General features: G+C 71.1%; 12 protein-coding genes. 3 read left to right on the top strand and 9 right to left on the bottom strand.

Annotated elements, in window-relative coordinates:
• Positions 1-2: 2 nt before the first annotated feature.
• From AYL44_RS11130 to AYL44_RS11100, 7 genes are all read right to left on the bottom strand, one after another.
• Positions 3-2,789, bottom strand: a complete 2,787-nt coding sequence (locus tag AYL44_RS11130; RefSeq protein WP_064003357.1) for an alpha-L-rhamnosidase — start codon at positions 2,787-2,789, stop codon at positions 3-5.
• Positions 2,790-2,806: 17 nt separating this feature from the next.
• Positions 2,807-3,919, bottom strand: coding sequence for a serine hydrolase domain-containing protein (locus tag AYL44_RS11125; protein WP_064003469.1), 1,113 nt, complete (start codon positions 3,917-3,919; stop codon positions 2,807-2,809).
• Positions 3,916-6,342 (bottom strand): beta-glucosidase, encoded by a 2,427-nt coding sequence (locus AYL44_RS11120; protein WP_064003356.1) that lies wholly within the window; start codon positions 6,340-6,342, stop codon positions 3,916-3,918. The genes AYL44_RS11125 and AYL44_RS11120 overlap by 4 nt, the downstream gene beginning before the upstream one ends.
• A 69-nt stretch (positions 6,343-6,411) precedes the next feature.
• On the bottom strand, positions 6,412-7,269 hold the full coding sequence (locus AYL44_RS11115) for an ATP-binding cassette domain-containing protein (RefSeq protein WP_064003355.1): 858 nt from the start codon (positions 7,267-7,269) through the stop codon (positions 6,412-6,414).
• Entirely contained in the window at positions 7,266-9,137 is a 1,872-nt protein-coding gene (locus AYL44_RS11110) for a dipeptide/oligopeptide/nickel ABC transporter permease/ATP-binding protein (protein WP_231872788.1), read from the bottom strand. Before AYL44_RS11110 ends, AYL44_RS11115 begins: the two co-directional genes overlap by 4 nt.
• Positions 9,134-10,075, bottom strand: a complete 942-nt coding sequence (locus tag AYL44_RS11105) for an ABC transporter permease (RefSeq protein ID WP_064003467.1) — start codon at positions 10,073-10,075, stop codon at positions 9,134-9,136. Before AYL44_RS11105 ends, AYL44_RS11110 begins: the two co-directional genes overlap by 4 nt.
• A 60-nt stretch (positions 10,076-10,135) precedes the next feature.
• On the bottom strand, positions 10,136-11,668 hold the full coding sequence (locus AYL44_RS11100) for an ABC transporter substrate-binding protein (RefSeq protein ID WP_064003354.1): 1,533 nt from the start codon (positions 11,666-11,668) through the stop codon (positions 10,136-10,138).
• A gap of 184 nt (positions 11,669-11,852) precedes the next feature.
• On the opposite strand from AYL44_RS11100, the gene AYL44_RS11095 reads away from it, so the two are divergent.
• Both AYL44_RS11095 and AYL44_RS11090 read left to right on the top strand, forming a co-directional pair.
• Complete coding sequence (locus AYL44_RS11095; protein ID WP_231872787.1) at positions 11,853-12,527, top strand: TetR/AcrR family transcriptional regulator; 675 nt, start codon at positions 11,853-11,855, stop codon at positions 12,525-12,527.
• Entirely contained in the window at positions 12,524-14,935 is a 2,412-nt protein-coding gene (locus tag AYL44_RS11090) for a glycoside hydrolase family 2 TIM barrel-domain containing protein (RefSeq protein WP_064003352.1), read from the top strand. The genes AYL44_RS11095 and AYL44_RS11090 overlap by 4 nt, the downstream gene beginning before the upstream one ends.
• 168 nt (positions 14,936-15,103) lie before the next feature.
• Here AYL44_RS11090 and AYL44_RS11085 read toward each other — a convergent pair whose 3' ends face one another.
• Positions 15,104-16,465, bottom strand: a complete 1,362-nt coding sequence (locus AYL44_RS11085) for an MFS transporter (protein WP_231872786.1) — start codon at positions 16,463-16,465, stop codon at positions 15,104-15,106.
• Positions 16,466-16,473: 8 nt separating this feature from the next.
• Positions 16,474-16,920: a MarR family winged helix-turn-helix transcriptional regulator gene (locus AYL44_RS11080; RefSeq protein ID WP_064003350.1), complete on the bottom strand. Its 447-nt coding sequence runs from the start codon at positions 16,918-16,920 to the stop codon at positions 16,474-16,476.
• A gap of 74 nt (positions 16,921-16,994) precedes the next feature.
• Here AYL44_RS11080 and AYL44_RS11075 point away from each other — a divergent pair, with 74 nt between their 5' ends.
• Positions 16,995-17,891 carry an alpha/beta fold hydrolase gene (locus AYL44_RS11075; protein ID WP_064003349.1) on the top strand — a complete coding sequence of 299 codons (897 nt, stop codon included), beginning with the start codon at positions 16,995-16,997 and terminating at the stop codon, positions 17,889-17,891.
• The last annotated feature ends 1 nt before the right edge of the window (position 17,892 follow it).

The following is a 17,892-nucleotide window of genomic DNA, read 5'->3' as shown; positions in this document are numbered from 1 at the left end:
GGTCAGGCGGATGCCGTCGCCCGCCGGATCGCGTCATCGACGGACGCGAGCAGGTCGGGCGGGGTGAACATGAGCGCGGTCGTGACGGGACGCCCCGCGCCCCAACGGGTCTCGGAGCGGATCGCCTGCGCACGATCCGCATCGACTGCCGCGATCGTGTCGATGAGCGCGGCGTACGCTCGCGGGTCGTCGATGACGTCGGCGAGTGACGCGTGCAGGCCGTCGAGCGGTGGACGTGCCGGGGTCGCGGGTGCGGGGAAGCGCCACTCGTGGCTGCCCGAACCGACCTCGTCCGGGGCGCCGGGGATCGCGACCTCGGCGCGCGTGTTGGCGGGCACGACGGCGGTCACGACGATCTCGTGGCCGTCCCGGCGCCACGCCACGGACGCCTCGCCGTAGGGCGTCAGGTGGCGCGCTGAGGCGGACGACAGGCTCTCGGGCGGCTGCGGCGCGATCCGCAGCCGTCGGTACCCCGGCGCGGCGGGGGCGAGCCCCGCGACCGTCCGGTGCAGCCAGTCGGCGACCGCGCCGAGCGCGTAGTGGTTGAACGAGGTCATCTCGCCCGGGTTGACGCTGCCGTCCGGCAGCAGGGAGTCCCATCGCTCCCAGACGGTCGTGGCCCCCTGCGTCACGGGGTACAGCCACGACGGGCACTCGGTTTGCGTGAGCAGACGTTCGGCCGCGTCGAGGTGGCCGCCCTGGGTCAGCGCGTCGGCGACGAGCGGCGTGCCGACGAATCCCGTCCCGATCCGATACCCGCCCTCACGCACGAGGGCGGCGAGGCGGTCGGCGAGCGCCGTGCGCACGGCGGGATCGGTCACGAGGTCGAACTTCAGTGCGAGCGCGTAGGCGGTGGGCGCGTCGCTCATCATGCGGCCGGCGGGCGTGACGTATTCGTCGACGAAGGCGCGTCGGCTGCGCTCGGCGAGCGTGCCGTAGTGCGCGGCATCCGTCTCCAGCCCCAGCAGGCGCGCGGCCTCGGCGACCTGACGCAGCGACCGGGCGTAGTACGCGGAGGCGACGATGTCGCTGTCGACCTTGGCCTGCCCGGGCTTGTCGGGCGGTGCCGCCGGGTCGAGCCAGTCGCCGAGCTGCATCCGGCCCGCCCAGAGGCCGCTGTCCCCGGCGTCGCGCCCCACGGCATCCACCCACGCGCGCATGCTCTCGTACTGCGCCGCGAGGATGTCGCGGTCGCCGTAGCGCTCGTGCAGCACCGTCGGGACGACGGTCGCCGCGTCGCCCCACGCGGCGGGGGAGGCTCCGCCGCCGGTGAACCCGCTGAGCGCGGACGGCACCACGACGGGCACCGATCCGTCGTTCCGGGCCTGCTCGTGCGCGAGGTCGCGCAGCCACGACGTGAGGAAGCCGGCGCTGTCGTAGAGGAAGGATGCCGTCGGTGCGAACACCTGCAGGTCGCCCGTCCAGCCGAGGCGCTCATCGCGCTGCGGGCAGTCGGTCGGGATCGAGAGGAAGTTGCCGCGCATGCCCCACACGACGTTCTCGTGCAGCCGGTCGATGAGCGGGTCGGATGCCGCGAACCACCCGGTCCTTGCCATGTCGGTGTGCAGGACGACCGCCTCGACGTCGGCGGTGTCGACGTCGATACCCGTGATCTGCGCGTACCGGAAGCCGTAGAAGCTGAAGCGCGACTCGAGCACGTCGTCGCCGCCGGAGAGCTCGAACGTCGCGGTGGCTGCGGCGTTGCGCAGCGGCCGGAGCGCGAGCTCCCCGTCCTCGAGCACCTCGGCGTGACGGATCGTCACCGTCGTGCCGGCGGCGCCGCGCACCCGTACGCGGAGGCGTCCGACGAGGTTCTGGCCGAGATCGAGGATCGTGCCGCCCGACGGCGAGGCGAGGGTTCCCGCCACCGGGAGGGACTCGGTCCGGCGCACCGGCGGGGCGATGCGCGCCTCGGGCACGGGGATGTTCTCGTAGCCCGGCTTCGCGGCGGCTCCCACGCGGACGGGCGAGAACCCGCCCACGGCGCGTCGCAGGTCCTGATGCTCGCCCGCGTAGATGCCGCTGTCGACGATCGGTCCTTCGGATGCGGCCTCCCACCCCTCGCCGGTCGCGGCCACGGTCGTGGTCGTGCCGTCGTCGAAGGTCACCCGCAGCTGTGCGAGGAACGAGGGCTGCGTCCCGTAGAGCCGGTCGGCGAAGGCGAAGAAGCCGTACTTCTCGGTGTACCAGGCGCCCGCGAGCGTTGCCGAGAGCACGTTCTCGCCCTCGCGGACCAGCTGCGTGACATCGACGGTCTCGTGCACGAGCCGGTCGCGGTACGCCGTCCAGCCGGGTGAGAGCACGTCCTCCGACACGGGGGTGTCGTTGACCTCGGGCTCGGCGACGCCGAGCGCCGTCCAGAACAGCAGCGCCCGGGTGACCGGTCGCCCGAGCCGGAAGCGCGTGCGCACCACGGTCGGCTGCGCGTCGCGATCGGGGGCCGCCAGTCCGACCGGCTGTGCGACCCATTCGTCCGGCGCGAGGAAGCCGGCGGCGACGGTGAGCGGCTCCGACCAGCTCGTCCACGTGCCGGATGCCGCCTGTGCGCGCACCCGCACCTCGCGCTGCTCCCCGGCGGACAGCGGCGCGAACGGCCAGGCGATCAGGGCGCTTTCCTCGCCGGGGAGCGCGACGATGCCGGTGCCATCGTCGACTTCTGCCGCGACCTGCATCCAGCCGGGCTCGTCGGTGTCGACCGTCCAGCTCAGCCGGGGGCTGGGCGTGGCGACGAACGCGGTGTCGTCGCGCAGTTCGGCGCGGAAGGCGGCGATGCGGGATGCGGGGTTCACAGGGTCTCCGGTCGAGGTCAGGGGAGGACGCGGCCGAGCTCGGCGGCGAGGGCGACGGCACGCGGATCGGCGCCACCGGGCCACGGCCCGCGGGCGATGGTCCAGGCGAAGGCGACACCGGTGTCGGGGTCGACGCACGCGAGCGCACCCGCCGCACCGTCGTGGCCGAACGAGCGCGGACCGCCGAAGGCGAGCTGCTGCGACGGCTTCTGGAAGACGATCGCGTGCGCACGGTCGTGCTGGTGCAGCACCTCGTCGTACCCGCGGATCTGCTGCTGCCCGATCTGCGACACGGTGTCGGCGCTGAGGAACGGTTCGGCGCCGTCGACGCCGGTGACCGCCGAGGCGAAGAGTCGGGCGAGGCCGCGCGCGCTGCCGGTTCCACTGCCGCCCGGGTGACCGTAGCGCCAGCTCCGGGGCGAGTTGCCCAGGTCGACGTCTCCGCTCATCGATCCGAAGACGAGGGGGCCGAGCGCGGAGTACTCGCGGACGAGGGTGTCCGACACCGGGCGGATCATCGGAAGCACGTCCGTGCGCCGGTCCTCGAGCTCCGCCGGGAGGCCGAGGTAGAAGTCGATCCCGTGCGGCGCGCGGATCTCCTGCTCGTAGAACTCGTGGAGCGTGCGGCCGGTGACGCGGTACACGAGCTCGTCGCCGAGATTCCCGATCGTGATGGCGTGGTACCCGAACGCGCTTCCCGGGTGCCAGAACGGGGTCGAGTCCGCCAGGCGTGCCGCCGCCGCGTGGTGGTCGAGCAGCTCGTCCCACGTGAGGTTCGTGTCGGCCTGGGGCAGGCCGGCCTGGTGCGACAGCAGCTGGCGGACGGTGACTGCCCCCTTGCCCTTCGCGGCGAACTCCGGCCAGTACGTCGACACGCGCTCGTCGAGGTCCAGCGCGCCGCGTTCGACGAGCAGGCCGACCGACAGGCCGATCGTGTTCTTCGTGACCGAGTAGGGGACCATGACCGAGTCGCGCCCGAGGTGCGGACCGCCCCACGCGTCGAGGACGAGCCCGCCGCGGTGGTACGCCGCGACCTGGAACGACAGGTCGGGGTCGGCGCCCAGCCATCCCTCCAGCCGGTCGGCAACGTCGGCGAGGCGGTCGTCGATCGTGCCCTGCAGGAGGCTCACGCGTCCGCCTCCCACTCCAGCTCGAGGGGCAGATCGACCACCGATGCCCCGACGCGCAGGGTGAAGGCGCCCGGCTCCACGACCCAGCCGTCCGCCCAGTGCGCGAAGCGACGGGACGGGAGCGGGACGGATGCCGTCGCGGTGGCCCCGGCATCCGCTCGGACGACGGCATGGCCGACGAGCCAGCGCACCGGACGCTCGACGGACGAGTCCGCGCGCTCGGCGTAGACCTGGACGACCTGCTTGCCGGCGCGTGCGCCGATGTTGCGAACGGTCACCTCGAGGCTGTCGCCCCGCCGTGTCGCGGCATCCCACTCCCAGGTCGTGTATCCGAGGCCGTGACCGAAGGCGTACGCCGGTTCGGCGCCGGAGCGCAGCCAGGCGCGGTATCCGATGTGGATGCCCTCGGTGTAGCGGAGGACGCCGTCCTCGGGGGTGACCTGAGTGACCGGCACGTCGGTGAGGGCCGCCGGCCACGTGGTGGGCAGGCGCCCGCCCGGCTCGGCGGCGCCGGTGAGGATGTCGGCGACGGCGTGCCCGAACTCCTGCCCGCCGAAGTAGCCCTGCAGGATCGCGGCGACGTCCTCCGCCCAGGGGAGGACGACGGGCGAGCCCGCGTTCACGACGACGACCACCGGGGTGCCGGTCGCGGCGACGGCGCGGACGAGGTCGTCCTGGCAGCCCGGCAGGTCGAGGTCGGTGCGGTCATATCCCTCGGACTCGACCTTCGCGTTGGTGCCGACGACGACCACGGCGATCTCGGCGGAGGTCGCCGCCTCGACGGCGCGCGCGATGAGCTGGGCGGGGTCGGTGCGCTCGGGTGCGATCCCGACGGTGGCCGACATCGCGCCCGACAACGCACCCATGTCGGCGCGGTCGAACTCGACCCGCACGTCGATCGGGGTCCCCTCCTGCACCGCGACGGTGGCGGTGACAGAAGGCGGGTTGAGGAAGGCGGCGCCGAGGTCCGTTCCCTCGATCAAAGGGGAGTCGTTCAACAGCAGGTCGCCGTCCACCAGCAGCCGACCGGGGTTCGCGCCGGCGAACCCGAGCTCGATGGCGCCCGTGGCCTCGGGGGTGTACCGGGTCTCGAACACGACCGTGCGGCTCGCGGCGATCGGAGCGTCGCCGCCGAACCACACGAGGGCGCTCGAGCGGCGGTCCTCGGTGAAGAGGACCTCGGCGTCGTCACCGAGGAAGGTGACCCGCAGGCCGGGTTCGCCCGTGGCAGGGTTCGTCATGCGCGCGAGATCGAGCTCGGCGACGCCCTCCTGGACGACCGCGCCGATCTCGTAGACGACGTCGGCCCCCGGAAGCGCCTCGCGGAGGCCGTCGAGCGGCGAGACGGTCTTCTCGGGCAGGACGGTGGCCGAACCGCCGCCCTGCGTGCGGGCGTCGCGTGCGTTCTGGCCGATCACCGCGACGCGGCGGAGAGCCGCGGCATCCAGCGGCAGGACACCCTCGTTGCGGAGCAGGACGGACCCTTCGACGGCGGCCTCGCGGACGAAGGCGATGCCGTCGACGGATGCCGGTTCGACCGGGGCCGAGCCCTCAAGGGCGCCGACGCGCTCGGCGAGCAGCAGCATCCGCAGCACCTTGCGGTCGAGATCGGCCTCGTCGAGGCGACCGTCGCGCACGGCGTCGGCGAGGCCCGCCCAGGCCGGTGCCGGCCCGGGCATGGCGAGGTCCTGCGCGGCGGGGACGGCGTCCAGCGAGCGGACGGCGGTCCAGTCGCTGATCACGACGCCGTCGAATTCCCACTCGCTGTTCAGCGGCCTCTCGAGCAGGTCGTTCTCGGTCATCGTGACGCCGTCGACCGAGTTGTAGGAGCTCATGATGCTCCAGGTCCCGGCCTCGACGGTGCGCTCGAACGGCGCGAGGTAGAGCTCCCGCAGCGTGCGCTCGTCGACCTGGACGTCGACGGTGAAGCGGTCGGTCTCGGAGTCGTTCGCGACGTAGTGCTTGGGGGTGGCGGCGACGCCGTTGTCCTGCAGGCCGCGGACGTACGCGGCGCCGAGGCCCGCGGAGAGCTCGGGGTCCTCCGAGAAGCACTCGAAGTGGCGACCACCCAGCGGTGAGCGGTGCAGGTTGATGGTCGGACCGAGGACGACGTCGACACCCTTGCGGCGGGCCTCCGCGGCGGCAGCGGCACCGTAGCGGTGGGCGAGGTCGACGTCCCAGGATGCCGCCAGGGCCGACCCCGAGGGCATGTTCAGCGACGGGTCGCGCTCGTCCCAGCGCGGGCCGCGGACACCGGCGGGACCGTCCGACAGGGTCATCGCCCGCAGCCCGATCTCGGGCAGCGGCACCGTCGTCCAGAAGTCCGCGCCCTGGACGAGGGCCGCCTTCTGCTCGAGCGAGAGCTTCTCGAGGAGGGGGCGGAGGTGGTCGGTGGACGCGGTCGACGTCGTCGTGTCAGTCACGGTGCTTCCTTGCAGTAGAAGAAAAGGTGGGGGATGCGGGCGCGCGAGCGTCCGCGCGCCGGCATCCGATCAGGCGGCGCCGGCGACGGACGAGCCGGCCTCAGACGCGAGGAACGCCTTGCGCGCGGCGCGACGCTCCTCCTGCTTGTCGGGGTCGGGCACGGGCGCTGCCATGAAGAGGCGCTGCGTGTAGGGGTGCTCGGGCTCGGAGGTCACGCGGTCGCCGTCGCCGTACTCGACGATCTCGCCCCGGTACATGACGGCGACGCGGTGGCTCACGTGACGCACGACGGCGAGGTCGTGCGTCACGAAGAGGTACGCGACCCCGGTGCGCTCCTGGATCTCGATGAAGAGATCGAGCACCCGCGCCTGCGTCGACAGGTCGAGCGCCGAGACCGGCTCGTCGCACACGATGAGCCGCGGCTCGAGCGCGAGCGCCCGGGCGATGGCGACGCGCTGGCGCTGGCCGCCCGAGAACTCGCGAGGGAGTCGGCTCCGGGCATCCGTGGGCAGCCCGACCTGGTCGAGCAGGTCGCGCACGCGGGTGCGGGCGGTGTTCCTCGCCACCCCTGCCGCGGTCAGCGGCTCGGTGAGGATCTCCTCGATCGTCATCGACGGGTTGAGCGACGAGTACGGGTCCTGGAACACCACCTGGATCTCGGAGGTCAGCGACCGGCGCTGCCGCCGCGACAGGTGTGAGATGTCGCGGCCGTCGTACGTGATCGTCCCGCCGGTGACCGGCGCGAGCCCCAGGGCGGCGCGGCCGAGGGTCGTCTTGCCGGATCCGGACTCGCCCACGAGACCGACGGTCTCACCCGGCAGGATGTCGAGCGAGACGCCTTTCAGCGCGCGGAACGGTTCGGCGCGGAATCCTTTGCCGGGGTATTCGACGACGAGGTCCTTCACCTCGAGCAGCGGAGCGGTCATGCCCGTGCTCCCTTCGTGGCCAGCGGCGCCCGGGCGGGACCCTCGTCGAGGATCGCGTCCAGGAGCGCCTGGGTGTACGGGTGGCGTGCCTGGTGGAAGATGCTGCGCACCGGACCCTGCTCGACGAACACACCGTTCTGCATGACCGTGACGCGGTCGCAGAGGTCGGCGACGACACCGAAGTTGTGCGTGACGAGCAGCATGGCCATGTTGCGCTCGGCCTGCAGGTCGCGCAGCAGGTCGAGGACCTCGGCCTGCACCGTCACGTCGAGCGCGGTGGTCGGTTCGTCCGCCACGATCAGGTCGGGGTCGGTCGAGACGGCGCCGGCGATGAGCACGCGCTGCGCCATACCGCCCGAGACCTCGAAGGGGTAGGCGTCGAACGTCCGCTTGGGCTGCGGGATCCCGACCCGCGCCAGCAGGTCCAGCGAGCGCTCCGTCGCGTCCTTCTTCGACAGTCCGAGGTGCTTGCGCAGCGGTTCGACGAGCTGGCTGCCGATCGTGAACGACGGGTCGAGGTTGCTCATCGGCTCCTGTGGGATGTAGCCGATGCGCTTGCCGCGGATGCCCGCGTACGTGCGCTCCGACGCATCCGCCAGTTCGGTGCCTTCGTACATGATCGAGCCGCCCGTGACGTGGCCGCCGCGGGGGAGGAGGCCGAGGACGGCGAAGGCGGTCTGGGTCTTGCCCGAGCCGGACTCGCCGATGAGGCCGTGCACCTCGCCCTTGCGGATGTCGAGCGAGACGCCGTGGACGACCTCGATGTGCGACCCGTCGGGCTGGTCGTAGCCGACCCGCAGGTCGCGGACCTCGAGCACCTTCTCCGTCGCCTTGCTGCGGGCATCCTCCGCGTGCCGGATGACACCCTGGTTCTCGATGACGGGGAGCTCGTCCGGATCCTCGATGGGCTCGCCGCCGCTCGTCGACACCGACGTGGTGACGGCCGCGACCGAGCCCGTGGCCGTGGTGACGGCCCGGCGGCGCTTGCGGCGGACCGAGACGGTGCGCTCGAGCTCGTCGCGCATGACGTTGGCCAGGAGGGTCAGCGCGATGCAGGTGAGGGCGATCGCGAGCGAGGGCCAGATGAGCAGGAACGGTGTGCGGGCGATGTTCTTGAATCCGTCGGTGAGCATCGAGCCCCACGTCGGGGTGTTGACGTCGCCGAGGCCAAGGAACTCGAGTCCCGACTGGATCGCGAGGGCGATGCCGGCGATGATCGCCGCCTGGATGATGATCGGTGCCCGCACGACCGACAGGACGTGCCGGCCGATGATGCGGGTGTCGCTGAGCCCGGACACCCGCGCCGCGTCGACGTACAGCTCACCGCGGACGGCGGTGACAGCGGCGTAGACGAGCCGGAAGAACGACGGGGCGAGCAGGATGCCGAAGATGAACATCGCGGTCCAGACCGACGGCCCCACCACGGCGCGGGCGGCGAGCAGGACGACGATGCCGGGGAGGGCCATGTTCAGTTCGGTGACCCAGGTGGCGACCGTGTTGAACCAGCCCTGGTAGTAGCCGGCGATCAGACCGCTGACGACGCCGATGACGATCGCCACGGCGACGGCCAGCAGCGCGGCGAGCACGCTCGTCTGCGTCGCGAAGAGCAGGCGCGACCAGACGTCGCGTCCGCTGCCGTCGGTGCCGAGCAGGTGCTCGGCACTGGGCGGCGCGAGGACGGCTCGGATGTCGGCATAGGTCGGGTCGAGCGGTGCGATCGCGCCGCCGATCACGGCGAGGACGGCGATCAGCAGGAGGAAGACGGCGGCGCCGACGCCCACGGGTCGCTTCAGGAGTCGACGCGCGAGGTTCATGCGCACGGGAGCTACGTTCGGCAGGACGGGAGTGACGGGAGCTGCTTCGCTCACGAGAGCCTCACCTTCGGGTTCAGAGCGGCCTGCGCGAGGTCGATCAGGAGGTTGACGACGACGACGAGGATCGCGAACGTGATCACGAGCCCCATGACGACGGGGATGTCGCCGAGCGACGTCGATCGGACGCTGAGCTGCCCCATGCCGGGGATCGAGAAGATCTGCTCCACGACGACCGCGCCACCGAGGAGTCCGACGAACTGCAGGGCGAGGACCGCGAGCGCAGGCCCGCCGGCGTTGCGGAGAACGTGCTTGTAGATGACGGAGCGCTCGCTGAGGCCGCGGGCGCGGAGGGTGCGGACGTAGTCGCGGGACGTCGCGTCGATGACCGACCCGCGCACCTGCACGGCGACCGACGCGATGGCCCCGATCGACAGGGCGATGATCGGCAGGGTCACCGAGGCGATCCAGCCACTGAAGGAAGTAGCGATCGGCACGTATCCGGTCGCCTTGAACCAGTGCAGGTTGACGGCGAAGATCGACACGAGGATTAGGGCGATGAGGAAGCCCGGCACCGCGAAGCCGACGAGCGAGAGGAACTGGACGGTGCCGTCGATCGCGCCGCCGCGGCGAGCCGCGAGCACACCGATCACGATGGCGATGACCGCCGAGATGAGGGTTGCTCCGATGACGAGCGAGAGCGTGACGGCGAGGCGGTTCGCGACACTGACGCTGACGAGCTCGCCGGTGAACCAGCTGCGGCCGAGGTTGCCCGAGACGGCCGACATCAGCCAGTCGGTGTACTGCGTGAGCAGCGGACGGTTCAGACCCAGCTCCTCGGTCTTCTTCGCGACGGTCTCGGCCGTCGCGTTCTCGCCGAGGATGCGGCGGGCGATGTCGCCGCCACCCGCGTACAGCAGGAGGAAGGCGACGGCGGAGATGACCGCCACGAGGACGACGCCGGACACGACGCGTCTGATGATGAATGACAGCATGATGACCTTCCCGGGATGGTCGTCAGGTGGCGGCGCGGACGCCGCCACCTGACGGATCGATCAGTTCTTCGGCGAGAAGTCGAAGATCGACGGGTAGGCGTTGGTCGGCCAGAATTCGAGGTTCGTGTTCGCGTCGGTCGCGAACGAACCCTGGACGCGGTAGAACGGCGCGAACCAGGCCTGGTCGACGATGTAGGTGTTGAGCTCCTTCAGCGCGGCGGTCGCCTCGTCCTCGGTGCCGTTCTGGATCGTCGAGATGTAGCCGTCGACGGTGTCGTCCTGGTACTTGAACGGGTTAAAGGTGGCGTTCGGCGCGATCATGAAGTTGATGAGCTGCCAGTCGGGGTTCTGCTCCAGCGCCATCCACGTCGCCGGGTACTTCGGGGCGAGCATGTCCGTGATGAAGTTGCCCGTGCCGGGGTCGGTGTACTTCACCGTGACCCCGATGTCGGCGAGCTGCTGCGCGACGAGGTCGAACGTCTGCTGGAAGGCCGGCGTCGACATCATGTTCAGCGTGAACCCGTTCGGGTATCCGGCCTCGGAGAGCAGCGCCTTGGCGGCATCCGGGTCGTACGGGTAGGTGCTGTCGAGCGCCTCGTCGTAGGCGACGGAGGTCGCCGGGAAGACCTGCTCGGTGACGGTGCCGTAGCCGCTCTGCAGCGACTGCAGCAGCGCCTCGCGGTCGAACGCCATGTTGATGGCCTGGCGGACCTTCACGTCGGCCAGCTCGGGGGCCATCGTGCCGGCGCGGTCGAGCAGGAGCAGACCCTGGAAGTCGAGCTCGTTCGACTCGATCGTCCAGCCGGCGCCCTCGACCTCGGAGATGGTGTTGTTGTCGGCGATCTTCGCGCCGTTCGCCTCGCCCGCCTTGATGGCGTTGAGGACGGCGGTGACGTCCTCCATCACGTTGATGGTGAGGTTCTCGTACTTGACGGCGTCCTTGTTCCAGTAGTCCGGGTTCGCCGTGTAGTTGTACGTGGTGCCGGTGACGCTCGACGCGCTGTCGAGGATGTAGGGGCCCGAGCCGACCGGAGTGGTCGCCGAGTTCTCGTCGTCGAAGCTCGACGGGGCCTGGACGAGGCCGGGAGCGATCGAGAGGAGGTTCTCGAGCGACGGGTCCGGAGCGTCCTGCGTGATGGTGACGGTCGTCGCGTCGACGGCGGCGAACTCCTTACCGGCGAGCGTGGCCGCCTGCGGGGAGGTGCCGTCGCGGAAGCGCTCGAGGCTGCCGACGACCGCATCCGCATCGACCGCGGTGCCGTCGGTGAAGGTCGCGTCGTCGCGGAGCGTGAGGGTCAGGACGGTCTTGTCCTCGTTGTACTCCCACTTCGTGGCGAGGTTGGGCTGGATCTCGCCCGAGGAGTCCTTGCGCAGCAGCGTGTCGAAGACCGCCTCGAAGAACTCGCTGCGGTTGCCCCACTCGGCGCCGGCGCCGATGTCGTAGCTCGTCGGGGCTGCGATCGAGATGAGGGTCAGGCGGTCAGCCTTCCCACCCTCTCCGCTGGAGTTCGTCGTCTCTCCGCCGCCGGCGCATCCGGTCAGTGCGAGTGCTGCGACGACGGCGACGGCTGCTGTGGCCTTCCATCGGAACATCTTTGTCCTCATTTCGGGTGGCGATACCCCTGCGGATCGCTCTGCCGACGGACGCTAGCAGCAAATCCGAACGAGGACTAGGTTTTCAAAACAAAAATCTAGTTATCGCTAGGTTTTCGTTACCAAACCGTGCAAACTAGCCCGAACGATCGCTCACGGGAGCGATTTCAAGGAATCGATGAGGATGACGAACACGGACACCATCGCGACGGCGCAGGGGCGCCGCCGCGGCACCTACGCCAAGACCGAGGCGACACGACAGGCGATCCTCGACGCCGCCCTCGAAGTGTTCTCGGGCTCGGGCTACCGGTCGGGCTCCCTGCGCGAGATCGCCCTGCGCGTCGGGATGAGCGAGGCCGGTCTCCTGCACCATTTCCGCAACAAGAGCGCCCTGCTCGAGGCGGTCCTCGAGGAGCGCGACGACCGCGCCCGGGCCATGGTTCCGATCGGCTCCGACGACGGGGCCGCCGTTCTCCGCGGACTGATCGACCTCGCGCGCTACAACGCCTCCATCCCCGGTGTCGTGGAGCTGTACGCGACCTTGTCGGCCGAGGCGACGGCGCCGGATCACCCCGCGCACGCCTACTTCGTCCGTCGCTACGAGTTCACCCGCGGGAACATCGAGCGCGCTCTCACGGTCCTCGAGACCGAGGGTCGACTGCGACGCGGGATGACGCCGCGGCGCGCGGCCGTCACGATCATCGCGATGATGGACGGTCTGCAGGTCCAGTGGCTGCTCGATCGCTCCGTGCTCGACATGGCCGAGGAGCTGCAGGCCCTATTCGCGACGTTCGCCGACATCGACTGGGACGTCGACGAGACTCCGGCTGCGGGCGACGCCGCCGAGAACCCGTCGTGACCCGCATCCTCCTCCGGGACGGCTGGACCGCGGGTCCCAAACTCGGCCCCTTCGAGTCCCCCGCCGAGGGTCACGGCCCCGTGCCGGTCGTCCTCCCTCACGACGCGCTGCGCGATCTGCCGCGCTCCGCCGACGAGGTCCAGGGCGTTCACTCCGGCTACACACCCGGGGGCGCGTTCGAGTACGTCCGCGAGCTCGACGTCCCCGAATCGTGGCGGGAGAAGACCGTCCGCCTTGAGTTCGAGGGCGTCTACCGTGACGCCGTCGTGTTCCTGAACGGCGAGGTCGTCGTCCACGAGGCGAACGGCTACGCCGGCTTCACCGCCGAGCTCGACCCCTACCTACGCTTCGGCGAGACGAACCGCCTGACCGTCGAGGCCCGCGCGCACCGCGACAGCCGGTGGTACAGCGGCGCCGGCATCTACCGTCCCGTCCACCTCGTCGTCGCCGACCCGGTGCACATCCCCACGCACGGCGTGGTCGTCACGATGCCCGACGTCGACGACGACCGTGCCGTGGTCGAGGTCGCCGTGACGGTCCGTAACGCCGCACGGCACACTCGCGAGACGCGCGTGCGCTGGGAGATCGTGGCACCCGACGGCGAGACGGTCGCCTCCGGCACGTCTCCCGTGACCGTTCTCCCCGGGACGGATGCCGTCGCCCGCGCTCGCCTCACCGTTGCCGCCCCGGCGCGCTGGCACCCCGATCACCCGCACCTGTACTCCGTGCGGACGACCGTGACGGATGCCGCCGGTGCGGTTCTCGACGGGGAGTCGACGACCTTCGGCATCCGCACCCTGCAGGTCGACCCCGTGCGGGGCCTTCGCATCAACGGGCTGCCGGTGATGCTGCGCGGCGCCTGCGTGCATCACGACAACGGCGTGCTCGGTGCGGCAACGCACGACGACGCCGAGGATCGGCGAGTCCGCCTGCTGAAGGAGGCCGGCTTCAACGCGCTGCGGAGCGCCCACAATCCGATGAGCCGCGCGATGCTCGACGCGTGCGACCGGCACGGTGTGCTCGTCATGGACGAGCTCGCCGACGCCTGGACGCGGGCGAAGGCGCCGTTCGACGCCACGATCACCTTCCCGGAGCGCTGGGAGCGCGACATCCGCTCACTGGTCGAGAAGGACCGCAACCACCCCAGCGTCATCATGTACTCGATCGGGAATGAGATCCTCGAGCTCGGCACGCCGATCGGGTCGACGTGGAGTCGGCGACTCGCCGAAGCCGTGCGCGCGGCGGATCCCACCCGCTTCGTGACGAACGGCATCAACGGCATCATCGCCAACCTGCCGCGTATGGCCGAGGCCCGCGAGCAGGTCGAGGACGCCAACACGATGATGGCGAATATGGGCGACCAGATGGGGCTCATGAACGCCTCGCCGCTCGTGAGCGCGTCGATCGAGGAGTCCGCCGCGGTGCTCGACGTCGTCGGCTTCAACTACGCCGACTCCCGGTACCGGCAGGATGCCGTCGACCACCCGAACCGCGTCATCGTCGGGTCCGAAACCTTCCCGGCGCGCATCGACGTCATGTGGGGGCTCGTCGAGGAGCTGCCGCACGTCATCGGCGACTTCACCTGGACGGGCTGGGACTACCTGGGCGAGGCCGGCATCGGCCGCGTCGACTACGCCGACGAGCCCGGCTACGCCGACACGGGCACCGCGGGCCCCTTCCCGTACCGGCTCGCCGAGTCGGGCGACCTCGACATCACCGGCTATCGGCGGACGATCTCGTACTACCGCGAGATCGTCTACGGTCTGCGGACCGACCCCTACATCGCCGTGCATCGCCCGCAGCACCACGGCCGCCCCACCGCGACGACGCCGTGGTCGTGGACCGACACCGTGTCGACGTGGAGCTGGGATGCCGCACCCGGCGCGCCCGTCACGGTCGACGTGTACGCGGATGCCGACGAGGTCGAACTGCTCCTCGACGGCGAGAGCCTCGGCTCGGCGCCGGTGGGCGCGGAGAAGGCGTTCGTCGCGCGCTTCGAGACCGCGTTCCGCCCCGGCGAGCTCGTGGCCGTCGCGCGCCGCGACGGCCGTGAGACCGGTCGCCACGTCCTGCGCACGGCCGGCACCCCTCGCCTGCGGGCGCACGCCGAACGCGACGACGTCGCGGTCGGCGGGCTCGCGTTCGTCGCGATCACCCTCGCGGACGACGACGGCATCGCCGTCGCCGACCGCGACCTCCCCGTCGAGGTCTCCGTCTCGGGTCCGGGTGCGCTCGCGGGTCTCGGCTCGGGCCGCGCACTCACGGAGGAGTCGTTCGGCGCGTCGGCCTACATGACCTACGACGGGCGGCTGCTCGCCGTCGTCCGGGTCGACGGGCCGGGCGAGGTCGTCGTGACTGCCGCGGCGGTCGGCTACGACGCGGTCAGGACCTCGGTCGTCGGCGTCTGACCCCCGCCGTCGCCGGCGTCCCGGCATCCGTCATTCCTGCGCCTCGCGCGTCGGCGACCCGCCGCCCGCGCTTCGGGAACCCGCTCCGGGGACCCGTCCTGTCGCCCAGCCCGCGCCGACCCGGCACCTCGGGTCCCCGGAACGGCCGTCACCGGGGCGCTCCCGGTCTCAGCGTCCGCGTCGTGTCGCGGCATCCGCTCGCCCGGGGACGACGTCGCCGTCCTCGGGGAGTCGGATCGGCGTGGTCGCGGCGACCTCGTCACTGAACTCCTCGGGCGCGACGACGCTGATCGGCCGGGTCTCGTCGATCGTCATCGCGAAGCGGCGCGTCTCGTGGCGGTGCAGACGTCCCGAGAACAGCAGCCAGCCGCCGCCGACGCAGAAGGCGACCAGGGCCGCCGCGGCGCCGAGCAGGATCGCAGCGCGCGGTCCGAACGCGTCGGCCACCCAGCCGACGATGGGGGCGCCGAAGGGCGTGCCGCCCATGAGGATCGCCATGTAGAGCGCGAGCACGCGTCCGCGCAGGGCAGGCTCGGTCGTCGTCTGCACGTAACCGTTCGCCGTGGTAAGGGTCGTCACCGTCGCGAACCCGATGAACATGAGGGTCGCGGCGTAGGCGAGGTAGACGGGCATCGCGGCCGAGAGCACCGAGGCGATCGCGAACAGCCCGAGTCCGCCGATGACCAGGCGCAGCCGGGCGCGGTCGCGTCGCGCCGCGAGCAGGGCGCCGGCGAGCGACCCGATCGCGAGGATCGAGCTGAGCACGCCGTAGCCGTCGGCGTTCTGGCCGAACTCGAGAGCCATGGTCGAGGCGAGGATCGGGAAGTTCATGCCGAACGCGCCGAGCAGGAACACCATGATGAACGTCACGACCAGGTCGGGTCGGCCGCCGACGTAGCGCAGCCCGTCGGCCATCCGCGCGGCGCTCCGCAGCTTCGGCCTCGGGGCGAGCTCCGCGGGGCGGATGAGCAGCAGCGCGACGAGCATCGCGAGGAACGTCAGCGCGTTGACGAGGAACACCCAGCCGGTGCCGACGGCGACGATGACGAGACCGGCGACGGCGGGTCCGATCATGCGGGCGGTGTTGAAGGATGCCGCGTTCAAGGCGACCGCGTTCGAGGCGTTCTCGCGCGCCACGAGGTCGGAGACGAACGCCTGCCGGGTCGGGTTGTCGAAAGCGGCGACGACGCCGAGCGCGAACGCGAAGGCGTACATCGTCCACAGGTTCATCGCGCCGAGCAGGAGCAGCACGCCGATCGTGAGCCCGAGCACCATGAGCGAGCCCTGTGTCACGAAAAGCAGCTTGCGGCGGTCGAAGCGGTCGGCGACGAGCCCGGTCACGCCCACGAGCAGCAGGGGCGGCGCGAACTGCAGCGCCATCGTGACACCCATGGCGGTCGCGTCGTTGTCGGTGAGCTGCGTCAGCACGACCCAGCTGAGCGCCGTCGCCTGCATCCACGCGCCCACGTTCGACACGAGGGCGCCGATGAACCAGACGCGGTAGTTGAAGACGGAGAAGGAGCGGAACATCGCGGAACTCATCGCTCGGCCACCTCCTGCATGATCGCGGCGGCCTTCGCGAGGGTCGCCCGCTGCGCGGCGGTGAGGTCCTCGAAGGCGTGCTCCAGCCAGGAGTCGCGCCGCCGGACCGTCTCGACGACGACCTCCCGTCCGCTGTCGGTGAGCGCGATGACCACCTTGCGGCGATCGTTCTCGTCGGGTGTGCGGCTGAGGTAGCCGAGTTCCTCGAGGCAGTTGACGGTGCGGTTCATCGAGGGCGCCGACACCCGCTCGCGTTCCGCGAGCTCGCCGAGCGTGTGCGGACCGTGGACCTTGAGTGCCGCGAGCACGGCGAACTGGCCGTCGCTCATCGTGTCGACCGCGCGCTGCGAGCGCAGGCGCCGCGCGAGCCGGAAGGTCGCCATGCGGAAATCGGATGCCGCGTGAGCGAGGTCCTGGGTCTGGTCACCGGTCGCGTCGCTCATGTTTCATTAGCATAGCTCATTAGTCTGGCTAACGGCTCGGAGCGCGGCATCCGACCGGCCCTAGGATTCGAGCCATGCCCGAGTTCATCGATGCACACGGCATCGCGATCGTCTACGACGTCCACCCCGCCGAGGGGACGCCGCGGGGCGTCGTCCAACTGCTCCACGGCGTCGGCGAGCACGCCGGCCGCTACGCCGCCCTCATCGCGGCGCTCACCGCCGACGGGTTCACCGTCTACGCCGACGACCACCGCGGCCACGGCCGCACCGGCCTGCGTCAGCACGACGGCGACCACTCCCGTCTCGGCCGCCTGGGCCCGGGGGGCCTCCGCGCCGCGATCGCCGCGTGCCAGCAGTTCACCGGCATCATCCGCGGCCGCCACCCCGACCTGCCGCTCGTGCTCCTCGGGCACTCGTGGGGGTCGTTCCTCGCGCAGAAGCTCGTGAACGCCGACCCGCGCGCCTACGACGCGCTGGTCCTCTCCGGGTCGTCGCTCCTGTGGCCGGGCGCCCTCAACGCCGCGCCCCTCAACAAGCGCTGGGCGGGTGCCGACGCGACCGGTGTCGAATGGCTGTCGACGGATGCCGCGGTCGGCCGCGCGTTCCTCGACGACCCGCTCACGACGACGGTCCCGCTGCCGACACTGTTCGGCCCCGCCGACACCGTGCGCCTCCTCGGCAAGCCGAAGCGCGACCTCGGGGTCGATCTGCCCGTCCTCCTCATGGTCGGGCGCGACGACCCCGTCGGCGGCCCGCGGAGCGTCCACCGCCTCGCCGACGCCTACCGCACCCGGTCGGGACTCACCGACGTCACAACCCTCGTCTACCCCGACGCGCGGCACGAGATCTTCAACGAACACTGCGCCGCCGAGGCGCGCGCCGACCTGCTCGCGTGGCTGGACGCGCGCATCGCGCGGCGGGACGCGGCATCCGCTCCCGGCGCCGATGCCGCTGCGGAGACGGGAGAATAGG

Source organism: Microbacterium oleivorans (assembly GCF_001644225.1).
GTDB classification, from domain to species: domain Bacteria; phylum Actinomycetota; class Actinomycetes; order Actinomycetales; family Microbacteriaceae; genus Microbacterium; species Microbacterium gawkjiense.
The sequence above is the reverse complement of the archived record's forward strand: the minus strand, read 5'-3'. Positions and strand labels throughout refer to the sequence as shown.